At 65.8% G+C, this 7,577-nt stretch carries 9 protein-coding genes; 4 read left to right on the plus strand and 5 right to left on the minus strand.

All coding sequences use genetic code 11. The features are described 5' to 3' along the window. Window positions 1-2 precede the first annotated feature (2 nt). The 3 genes from RMO04_RS14775 to flbT all read right to left on the minus strand — a co-directional run bounded on the left by RMO04_RS14775 (window position 3) and on the right by flbT (window position 1,882). Entirely contained in the window at window positions 3-833 is an 831-nt protein-coding gene (locus tag RMO04_RS14775) for a flagellin (RefSeq protein ID WP_309645537.1), read from the minus strand. Between the two features lie 295 nt (window positions 834-1,128). Continuing rightward, window positions 1,129-1,497 carry a flagellar biosynthesis regulator FlaF gene (gene flaF, locus RMO04_RS14780; RefSeq protein ID WP_309645530.1) on the minus strand — a complete coding sequence of 123 codons (369 nt, stop codon included), beginning with the start codon at window positions 1,495-1,497 and terminating at the stop codon, window positions 1,129-1,131. Further along, window positions 1,463-1,882: a flagellar biosynthesis repressor FlbT gene (flbT, locus tag RMO04_RS14785; protein ID WP_309645531.1), complete on the minus strand. Its 420-nt coding sequence runs from the start codon at window positions 1,880-1,882 to the stop codon at window positions 1,463-1,465. Before flbT ends, flaF begins: the two co-directional genes overlap by 35 nt. A 227-nt stretch (window positions 1,883-2,109) precedes the next feature. On the opposite strand from flbT, the gene RMO04_RS14790 reads away from it, so the two are divergent. From RMO04_RS14790 to RMO04_RS14800, 3 genes are all read left to right on the plus strand, one after another. Continuing rightward, window positions 2,110-3,903, plus strand: coding sequence for a tetratricopeptide repeat protein (locus RMO04_RS14790; protein ID WP_309645532.1), 1,794 nt, complete (start codon window positions 2,110-2,112; stop codon window positions 3,901-3,903). A gap of 179 nt (window positions 3,904-4,082) precedes the next feature. Continuing rightward, window positions 4,083-4,955, plus strand: coding sequence for a MoxR family ATPase (locus RMO04_RS14795; RefSeq protein ID WP_309645533.1), 873 nt, complete (start codon window positions 4,083-4,085; stop codon window positions 4,953-4,955). A gap of 78 nt (window positions 4,956-5,033) precedes the next feature. After that, window positions 5,034-5,840, plus strand: coding sequence for a hypothetical protein (locus RMO04_RS14800; RefSeq protein ID WP_309645534.1), 807 nt, complete (start codon window positions 5,034-5,036; stop codon window positions 5,838-5,840). On the opposite strand, the gene RMO04_RS14805 is transcribed toward RMO04_RS14800, so the two are convergent. Both RMO04_RS14805 and RMO04_RS14810 read right to left on the minus strand, forming a co-directional pair. Further along, window positions 5,837-6,211 carry a hypothetical protein gene (locus tag RMO04_RS14805; RefSeq protein WP_309645535.1) on the minus strand — a complete coding sequence of 125 codons (375 nt, stop codon included), beginning with the start codon at window positions 6,209-6,211 and terminating at the stop codon, window positions 5,837-5,839. The two genes, RMO04_RS14800 and RMO04_RS14805, sit on opposite strands and share 4 nt — an antisense overlap. 16 nt (window positions 6,212-6,227) lie before the next feature. Next, on the minus strand, window positions 6,228-7,040 hold the full coding sequence (locus tag RMO04_RS14810; protein ID WP_309645536.1) for a universal stress protein: 813 nt from the start codon (window positions 7,038-7,040) through the stop codon (window positions 6,228-6,230). 157 nt (window positions 7,041-7,197) lie between these two features. Here RMO04_RS14810 and RMO04_RS14815 point away from each other — a divergent pair. Beyond that, on the plus strand, window positions 7,198-7,577 hold a 380-nt coding region (locus RMO04_RS14815; RefSeq protein WP_309645538.1), incomplete at its 3' end, for an HD family hydrolase.

The raw sequence follows: 7,577 nt of genomic DNA on the forward strand, positions 1-7,577 counted from the left end.
CATTAGCGGAAGAGCGAAAGAACTTGCGACGAACCCTGGTTGGCGATGGACAGAGCCTGGATCCCGAGCTGCTGCTTGGTCTGCAGCGACTGGAGCTTGGCGCTTTCCTTGGCCAGGTCGGCGTCGACGAGGTTACCCACGCCGGCGTCGATCGAGTCCTGGAGCTTGTTGGTGAAGTCCAGGTGCGAGGCGATCGACTTGGAGCCGGTGCCCAGCTTCGACAGGGCGGTAGACACATTGGTGATGGAGGTCTTGATGGTCGCGATCATGGCCGTGGCCGTGGTCACGGTGCCGATCGAGCCCGCCCCCGTCACGGTGACGTTGGCGCCGCCAAGGGCCAGGCTCTGCGCCGCGACCGTGATCTTCGAGGTGCCGTCGGCGTTGGCGAGGGCCGCCATCGTCGCACCACCGGTCTTGATCATGTTCGCGCCGTTGAACTCGGCGTTGTTCACCGCCTTCGAAATCTGGTCGCGCAGAGCCTTGAAGTCTTCGTTCAGGGCGGTTCGCGACGAGGCGTCGAGGGTCGTGTCGGAAGCCGCTAGTGCTTTCTCCTTCATCTGAACGAGCAGGTCCGAAACCGACTCCCCCGCCGACATCGCCACGTCGATCGTCGAAGCAGTGCGCTGCAACGAGTCACGGACGGCGTTGAGCGAGCTGGACGTCGCGCGCTGGTTTTGCGCGATGGCCCAGATGGCGCCGTTTTCTTTCGCGGACGAGACTTTCTTGCCCGTATTGATCCGCGTTTGGACTTGCGACAGCTCCGAGTTCGTCGCGTTGAGGTTTTGCAGGGCGACCATCGCGCCCACGTTGGTGTTGACGGAATTCATAGCCATTTTAGTACCCTTCCATTCTGGTCGGAGGTGTGCGGCCGTTTTGGCCGGGGGACGATTTTTCGTCCTGAGCAAGCCTCGCAAGCGCCGGGCCACCCGACCCAAATTGGGTAATTCTCAAGCGATTGTTTTTAATGAGCTATTCAGCATAACACGGTCACCCGGAATCAGGCTTGGCCATGGAAACCTGCCTATGGGCAGGACCTGCCGACGACGCCCGGCAGGAGCTGCCGACACCAGAAACGACAACGCCGGATCGAGCCCGATCCGGCGGTCTGAAATGATGGCGAGCGGGGTGTTAGGCGGCTTCGGCGGCGGCGCCGCTGAGGCCCTGCATGATCGCGCGGTTCACGTCGATCAGGGCCTGGATGTCGTCGTCTTCACGACGGATCACCATGCTGGTGTACTTGCCCACCCAGATCCCGATGGAGATGATCTGCGCCTTGAGCGGCGCTGGCAGGGCATTGTCGGGTTCGGCCACGATACCGGCCAATGTCGCCCACAGGCGACGATTCCAGTCCAGCGCGTCGGCGCGCGCGGAGACCTCGCTCGGATCGAGGGCGGCGGCCTCGATCAAGGCGCGCGTGACCTGGCCGAACAGCCGATACTCCAGCTCGCGGCCGGACTCAGCCCTAGCCGCGGTCTGCTGGTACGCCCGAAGCGACATTCCCCAACCTTTCGTCTTCGTACTCGATCAGCTTCCGGCACAGCATGAGCGCCTTGTAGTACTCACGCGCCATGCACTGCTTGGAGATGTTGACGCAGTCGGCCAGCACCGGGGGATTCTTGATCACCCCCATGAACTCGGTCAGCCGCCGCACGAACTCGTCGTAGTAGCGCTCGGCCCCGGCCTCATCGAGATACATCATCATCACCGGGAAATAGATCCGGCGGGCGGGCGAGTTGGCCTCGTCCTCCTGCATGATGTCCTTCTCGCGAAGCACCGAGGCCTTGTTCTGGAGAATCAGCACGCCACGCCGGTCGCCGTTCTGGACGACCGCGCCGTTGAGCACGAACTTCTCGCCCGGCTTCAGCGACAGTTTCAGCGGCAAGGTCCGTCCCCCCGAATTGACCTGCGTCGGACCGACGCGAGTTTCTCGTTCCGATCCGGCCCGCACGTCGATTTCAACGTCGGACCACCCACGCTTAACGGAAGGCGAGTTAATGACCCCTTGCCGGGGCCGTGGCGCAATGCCGCATCAACCCTAGGCGCTTAGTCAAGGGTTAACCATGCCCGCGCGATGCATGCCGCCATCCTCGCCGCCATCGGAGTCAGGCCATGCCGCGCCCGCCCGCGCCCAGCGCCACATCGCCGGCGGCCCTCGGGGTCGGCGCGGCGCCGACGCCGGCCCGTCTGGCCGCCGGAGCGGTGGGTGATTCCAGCTCCAAGGCCGCGCTGGCCAAGCTCTCCAGCGCGATGGAGGAACTGAAGGCGCTCAAGATTCAGCCCATGCTGCATCAGGCCGTCGCCGCCCTGAACGCCGACGACGCCAAGACTGGCGCGGCCTGGGCGATCAAGGCGCTGGAGCAGGACGAGCGCAACGGCTTCGGCTGGTATCTCCTGGCCATCGCCCGTGAGAAGGCCGGCGACTTCGTCGGCTCCATCACCTGCTATGAATCCGCGCTCGCCCTGCTGCCCGACCATGCCGAGATCGCCAACAACCTGGGCCGCCTCGCCTATCGCCTGGGTCAGAAGCCGGTGGCCGAGAAGCTGTTCCGCCACTATCTGACGCGCTTCCCGACCGACCACGAGGGCGCCAACAACCTGGCCTGCGTGCTGCGCGACGAGCGTCGCTACGGCGAAGCCGTCGACTTGCTGAAAGCGGCCATCGGGCAGGCGCCTGAGCAGCCGATCCTCTGGAACACCCTGGGCACCACATTGGCCGAGCAGGGCGACCCCGCCAACGCCGAGATCTTCTTCGACGAGGCCCTGCGGCTGGATCCGGCCTTCGCCAAGGCTCGCTACAACCGCGGCAACGTGCGGCTGTTCCAGGGCGACGCCGCCGGGGCCCTGGAAGACTGCGAGCAGGCGATGACCTCGCCCCTGCCCGCCGACGAGCGCATGATGATGCGGCTGGCGCGATCCACCATCCTGCTCAACCTGGGCCGGGTCGGCGAAGGCTGGGACGATTACGACGCTCGGCTCGACCCGAGTTTCGCCGACGTCACCCTGGTCATGGTCGATCGCCCCCGCTGGACGCCGCGGGCCGATCTCGCGGGCAAGAAGCTGCTGATCGTCGGCGAGCAGGGCCTGGGCGACGAGATCATGTTCGCCAACCTGCTGCCCGACCTCGTCGACGCCCTGGGCCCGGACGGCCATCTCACCCTCGCGGTCGAGCCGCGCCTGGTCGCACTGTTCCAACGCAGCTTCCCCAAGGCCCGGGTCGGGGCCCACGCCACCTATCTCGCCGAGGGGCGCACCTACCGTCCCCTGCCCTTCTTGAGCGACGACGCCCTGGCCCAGATCGACCTTTGGGCGCCCATCGGCGGGCCGTTGCGCCAGTTTCGTCGCGAACTCTCCGCCTATCCGGACCGGCCGCGCTATCTCGAGGCCGACCCCGCGCGCGTCGCCCATTGGCGGGAAGTCCTGGCCACCGCCCCCGCCGGCCGCAAGGTCGGCCTTCTATGGAAGAGCGGCAGCACGCTCGGCGCGCGCCATCGCTACTATTCGAGTTTCGAGCAGTGGGCGCCCGTGCTGGCGGCTCAGGGCGTCACCTTCGTCAACCTGCAGTACGGCGACTGCTCCGCCGAGTTGGACCAGGCTCGACGCGAACTGAGCGTTGAGATCTGGAACCCTCCCGGCATCGACCTGAAGCAGGATCTGGACGAGGTCGCAGCGCTGTCCTGCGCGCTGGACCTGGTCGTGGGGTTCCCCAACGCCACCTCGAACATCGCCGCGGCCTGCGGCGCGCCGTCGTGGCTCATTTCGGCCCCGGCGTCCTGGCCGCGGCTGGGGACCGACCGTCTGCCCTGGTACCCACAGATGCGGGTGTTCATTCCCGAACGGTTCGGCGAGTGGGACCCGGTGATGGCGCAGGTCGCACAGGCGATGGCTGATTTCGGTCGCGGCTGAACTGCCCAACAACGCCAGTTCCGCCAGCCTGGGAACTGGGCTGTAAGGCGGATTTCCGTCCACGGAACGGGCCGCGACGCTCAAGCCGCTTGAATGTCGCGCGACTGGCCTTAGTTTGCTGTCAGTTGAAACAATTGTTCGAAAGCGGGTGCATTCACGCCCGCCCCTGGGGAGCCCGCATGAGACAGCGTTTTGAAGGCACCGAAAATTACGTCGCCACCGAGGATTTGAAGGTCGCCGTCAACGCCGCCGTGGCGCTGGAACGGCCATTGCTGATCAAGGGCGAACCCGGCACCGGGAAGACCGTGCTGGCCTATGAGATCGCCAAGGCGCTCGATGCCGAGCTGATCACCTGGCACATCAAGTCGACCACCAAGGCCCACCAGGGCCTGTACGAATATGACGCCGTCACCCGCCTGCGCGACAGCCAGTTGGGCGATGAGCGCGTGAAGGACGTCTCGAATTACATCAAGAAGGGCAAGCTTTGGGAGGCCTTCACCTCCGACAAGCGCCCCGTCCTGTTGATCGACGAGATCGACAAGGCCGACATCGAGTTCCCCAACGACCTCCTCCAGGAGCTCGATCGGATGGAATTCTACGTTTACGAGACCAATCAAACGATCAAGGCCGAGGTCCGGCCGATCGTGATCATCACGTCCAACAACGAAAAGGAACTGCCGGACGCCTTCCTGCGCCGCTGCTTCTTCCACTACATTCGCTTCCCCGAAGCCGAGACGATGAACGAGATCGTCGAGGTCCACTATCCCGGCATCAAGCAGAAGCTGGTCGCCGAGGCGCTGCGCATCTTCTACGACATGCGCAAGGTGCCTGGCCTGAAGAAGAAGCCGTCGACGTCTGAACTTCTCGACTGGTTGAAGCTGCTGATGGTGGAGGACATCGACGAGAACGCGCTCAAGGAACGCGATCCCACGAAGTTGATCCCGCCGCTGCACGGCGCGTTGCTCAAGAACGAGCAGGACGTCCACCTGTTCGAGCGCCTCGCCTTCCTGGCGCGACGCGAGGGCGCAGGGTCTCGTCCCGGTCAACAGTAGCCGTTACGGCGAATTCACTCGACCAACCAGGGCGCTCCGGTCAGATTCACTGGTGAATAGGACCGGAGTGAGACGTCCATGAAGACCACCCTGCTGATCGCGGCCTCCGCCCTGGCCCTGAGCGCCTGCGGCTCGGGCGGCGCGCGCGCGGTCGCCAAGCTGACCTGCCCGTCGACCGAGGGCGACCTGACCCGGGTCAGCGCCAGCGCCGACGGCAAGAGCTGCGCCTATCGCTCCTCGGACGGCGCGGAGGTGACGCTGGAGCTGGTCGCTGTTCAGGGCGATGTCCAGGCCACCCTCGACGGCATCGAAGCCGCCCTGCGCAGCAAGCCTGGCCCGCTTTCGCTGGAAGCGAAGCAGACCCAGGCCCAGGTCGGCGCGGCGATCGCGGACGCGGAGGCCGCCAAGGCGCGGCTCGGCAGCGTCGCCGCCGAGGTCGCTCGCGTCCAGGCCGAGGCCGCGGCGGACGCCGGAGTCAGCGTTCGCGCCGGCGCCATCGGGGTTGGAACTGTCGATGCGGCCGATGGCGAGGTCACCCGCGTCGACCTTCCCGGGATTCACATCAACACCCGGGGCGAGCAGGCCAACGTGCGAATAGGGGCGCTTCGGGTGGACGCCAACGACGAAGACACCACCGTGAAGATCTTCCGCGACGTGCGCCTCCGCGGGGAGGCCTTGGCTCGCGAGAAGCGCGGCGTGCGCGCCACCTTCATCTACACCGGCAAGGACCTGCCGTCAGGCTATCGCTATGTCGGCTATGAGGCCGGCGGCCCCAAGGCCGGGCCGCTGACCGTCGCCAAGGTGAAGTCGAAAGTCGACACCGAGTCCGGCGACAACATCTATCACGACGTTCAGGACTTGGTTCGCCGCAACGGCGGCGTCTAGCCCGCCGGCTGAACCTCGACGACCTTGTAGGTCAGGGGTCGGCCGTCGTCATCGGTGACGGTCACGTACTCGCCGATCGCGAAGCGGTGCTCGCCCAGCCGATGGACCGGCTCGTCGTCGGAAGTGTCGTCGGCGTCGTAGTCGAAGAACCAGCGCGTTCCCTTGCGGGCCAGACGGCCGTCGATGGCGTCCTCGTCCGGCGCGAACCGGCGGACCACGCAGTTGGCCTTGGCCTTGGAGTAGGCCGCTTCATCCAGATGCCCATCGGCCGTCAGCGGCGCCGTGAGGCTGTAGCCGCGATGGTCGTCTCCTCCCGCGAACTCGGTGCCAGGATTGCGGGCAAGACGCATGACGATGCGCGACAGGGACATGATCGTGACCTCGGGCTTAGTGCGAAAGGAAGAGCGACGGCTGGTCGGAGCTCAGCAGCGTGCGCGTCGTGCCGCCGAAGATGAACTCCTGCAGCCGCGGGTGGCCAAAGGCGCCGGCGACCAGGATATGCGCCTCGGCCTTGCGCGCCGCGTACAGCAGCAACGGGGCGGCGTCGCCGCTGTCGGGCAGGATATCGATGTCGGCCTTCACGCCGCGGGCGGCGTAGTAGGCTTGCAACCTGGCGGGATCGAAGCTGCGCGAGGTGGCCTTCGGCGCGGCCAGGATCACCACGCGCGAAGCTTTTTCCAACAACGGCAGGGCGAGGCGCGCGGCGCGCGAGGCTTCCTTGCCACCGTCCCAGGCGACGGCCACCGGACCGCCGACGGCGAAGCCTTCGCGGGCGATCAGCACGGGCCGCTGTTCGTCGGCGACCATCTGCTGGAACGCCTCGGCGAGCGGACCGCGGCCTCTGGCGGGGTCGCTGTTGAACACCACCACGTCCGACAGCCGGCTCTCGGCCGACAATCCGGCCCAGACCGGGGTCTGCAGGGCGATAAACTGGCGTTTTTCGTAATTGATCGTGTCCATCGCGAGCCGCGCGTTGCGTTCCCCGACGGCGGCGGCTTCCTTCAGCGACTCCAGGGCGGTGGTCTGCACCCCGCCCAGGAAGCCCTCGCCCATCCAAGGCATGACGTCGGCGACGTCGGCCGGCGTGTAGACGCAAGCCAACTCAGCGCCGAACGGTTCCGCCAGCTTGGCGGCCGCGGCGATAGCGGCCTTGTCGCCCTCTCCGCCCGAAAGCGGCGCCATGATCCTTGCCCAGCTCATGTTCTTTCCCTCGTTCAGGCCAACCTGGACCCTAAACCCATTCCACGCCTTGATATGGCGCAAGCCTTGGGTCAGGTCTGACCTTGACTGTGAAAGGAACGCGTCGGTGAGGAAAGGGCTGCGTAAGACCGAACGCCAACCCCGCGCCTGGCAGCGGATGCTATCGGGCCGGCGGCTGGACCTGCTGGACCCCTCGCCGATGGACATCGAGATCGAGGACATCGCCCACGGTCTGGCCCGGGTCGCGCGCTGGAACGGCCAGACCGTCGGCGAGCACGCCTTTTCCGTCGCCCAGCATTCGGTGGTGGTCGAAGAGATCTGCGCCCACATCCAGCCGGACCTCGAACCCAAATGGCGGTTGGCGGCTCTATTGCATGACGCCTCGGAGTACGTGATCGGGGACATGATCAGTCCGTTCAAGGCGGCGTTGGGGGTCGACTACAAAACCTTCGAGGAGCGGCTGGAGACGGCGATCCACGTGCGCTTTGCAATTCCGGCTAAGACACCGATAAACATCAAGAAATTGATCAAGACAGC

The organism is Phenylobacterium sp., from assembly GCF_031412415.1.
Lineage (GTDB): Bacteria > Pseudomonadota > Alphaproteobacteria > Caulobacterales > Caulobacteraceae > Phenylobacterium.

Excerpts from the sequence above, each read along its gene's own strand:
- flaF (WP_309645530.1), bottom strand. The coding sequence starts at position 1,497 with ATGTCGCTTCGGGCGTACCAGCAGACCGCGGCTAGGGCTGAGTCCGGC.
- RMO04_RS14790 (WP_309645532.1), top strand. The coding sequence starts at position 2,110 with ATGCCGCGCCCGCCCGCGCCCAGCGCCACATCGCCGGCGGCCCTCGGG.
- RMO04_RS14810 (WP_309645536.1), bottom strand. The coding sequence starts at position 7,040 with ATGAGCTGGGCAAGGATCATGGCGCCGCTTTCGGGCGGAGAGGGCGAC.
- RMO04_RS14795 (WP_309645533.1), top strand. The coding sequence starts at position 4,083 with ATGAGACAGCGTTTTGAAGGCACCGAAAATTACGTCGCCACCGAGGAT.
- RMO04_RS14775 (WP_309645537.1), bottom strand. The coding sequence starts at position 833 with ATGGCTATGAATTCCGTCAACACCAACGTGGGCGCGATGGTCGCCCTG.
- RMO04_RS14800 (WP_309645534.1), top strand. The coding sequence starts at position 5,034 with ATGAAGACCACCCTGCTGATCGCGGCCTCCGCCCTGGCCCTGAGCGCC.
- RMO04_RS14805 (WP_309645535.1), bottom strand. The coding sequence starts at position 6,211 with ATGTCCCTGTCGCGCATCGTCATGCGTCTTGCCCGCAATCCTGGCACC.